This window comes from Streptomyces sp. L-9-10 (assembly GCF_004151105.1).
Classification (GTDB): Bacteria; Actinomycetota; Actinomycetes; order Streptomycetales; family Streptomycetaceae; genus Streptomyces.
In genome coordinates this window covers 1-1,837 of sequence record NZ_PHRF01000151.1, presented here as the reverse complement: position 1 = coordinate 1,837, position 1,837 = coordinate 1, and the positions used below count along the sequence as shown (strand labels likewise).

The window sequence follows — 1,837 nt, the reverse complement described above, 5'->3', positions numbered from 1 at the left end:
TGGCACTGGAGGCGCCGCTCGTCCTGCCGGAGAACGGCTCGGTGCGGGTGCAGGTGTGGGTCGGTGCCGAGGACGAGTCCGGCCGACGTGAGCTGACCTTCCACTCCAGTGCGGGTGACGTGGAGGACGGCCGTACGTGGACCCGGCACGCCACCGGCGTGCTGCGTGCCGACGAGAGCTCCGATGGGACCTCCCTGGTCGAGTGGCCACCGGCGGGCGCCGAGGTCGTAGACCTGGACGGGCTCTACGACGGCATGGCGGACGGTGGTTTCGCCTACGGGCCGGTGTTCCAGGGACTGCGCGCGGCATGGCGCGGCGGGAACGAGGTGTTCGCGGAAATCGTGCTGCCGGACGGAATCGGGGCCGACGGGTTCGGTCTGCACCCGGCGCTGCTGGACGCGGCATTGCACGCGATCAGCCTGGCGGGCGGCGATTCCGACCGGTTGCCGTTCGCGTGGTCGGGTGTGCGACTGCACGCCTCGGGTGCGACCGTTCTGCGGGTGCGGTTGTCGCCCGCCGGGGCGGACGGTGTGGCGTTGGCCGTCGCGGACGGTACCGGCGCTCCGGTGGCCACGATCGACTCGCTGGAACTGCGCCCCGTGTCGGCGACGCTGACGCGGCAGGATCGGGACGCGCTGTTCGGCGTCGACTGGGTGTCGGTGCCGGTGTCCGACGGCGATGTCCCGACGACCGAGTGGAGCGACCTGGAGGCGTTGGCGGGGTCTGCGGACCTGCCCGACTTCGTCGTTCTGCCGTGCCCGGTCACTTCCGCGTCCGACCCGGTCGCGGGCGCCCACGCGGCGGCGCACTGGGCGCTGAACGTGGTGCAGACCTGGTTGGCGGAGGAACGGTTCGACGCTTCACGTCTGGCCATCGTGACCAGCGGCGCGATCGCGACCACGGCCGACGAGGACGTACGGGACGTCGCGCAGGCGGCGGTGTGGGGCCTGGTGCGGTCGGCCCAGTCGGAGAACCCGGACAGGATCGTCCTGGTCGACATCGACGACGAAACCACGTCTCTCGACGCGCTGCCTTCGGTACTGGCCACGGGAGAGCCGCAGTTGGCGGTGCGTTCGGGCGCTGCCAGTGCGCCGCGCATGGCGCGGGTCCGGCAGTCCGTGGTGGACGATCCCGGCTTTGGTTCGGATGCGGTGCTGGTCACCGGCGCGACGGGCACGCTGGGTGGCCTTCTCGCCCGGCATCTGGTCGTGGAGCGTGGCGTACGGAACCTGCTGCTGGTCAGCAGGCGCGGCGCCGCGGCGGAAGGTGCCGAGGAACTGCGCGACGAACTCGTCGCTCTGGGCGCCGAGGTGGCGTTCGCGGCGTGTGACGTGGCCGACCGGGAGGCCGTCGCCGGCCTGCTGGCCGAGCATCCCGTGTCCGCTGTCGTACACACGGCGGGTGTCCTGGACGACGGCACGATCGGCTCGCTGACGCCTGAGCGGATCGACACCGTGTTCCGGCCGAAGGTCGACGCGGCGTGGAACCTGCACGAGCTGACCCGCGACCTGGACCTCTCCGCGTTCGTCCTGTTCTCCTCGGTGGCGGGCATCCTCGGTGGCCCTGGCCAGGGCAACTACGCGGCGGCCAACACGTTCCTGGACGCGCTGGCGCAGCACCGCCGTGCCACCGGTCTGGCCGCCACGTCGCTGGCCTGGGGTCTGTGGGGCGATGCGGGCGGCATGGCCGGTGGGCTGGACGAGGCGGACGTACGCCGGATGGCCAGGGGCGGTGTGATTCCGCTCGGTTCGGCCGAGGGTCTGGCGCTGTTCGACGCGGCGGGTTCGACAGGGCGTGCCGCGCTGGTGCCGGTGCCTCTGGACCTGGCCGTGTTGCA

Annotated in this window: 1 protein-coding gene; it reads left to right on the top strand. The window is 72.1% G+C overall.

Features of this window, described 5'->3' with window-relative positions; translation table 11 throughout:
• Positions 1–1,837: SDR family oxidoreductase (locus tag CU044_RS31260; protein ID WP_129772113.1), on the top strand; the 1,837-nt coding region annotated here is incomplete at both ends.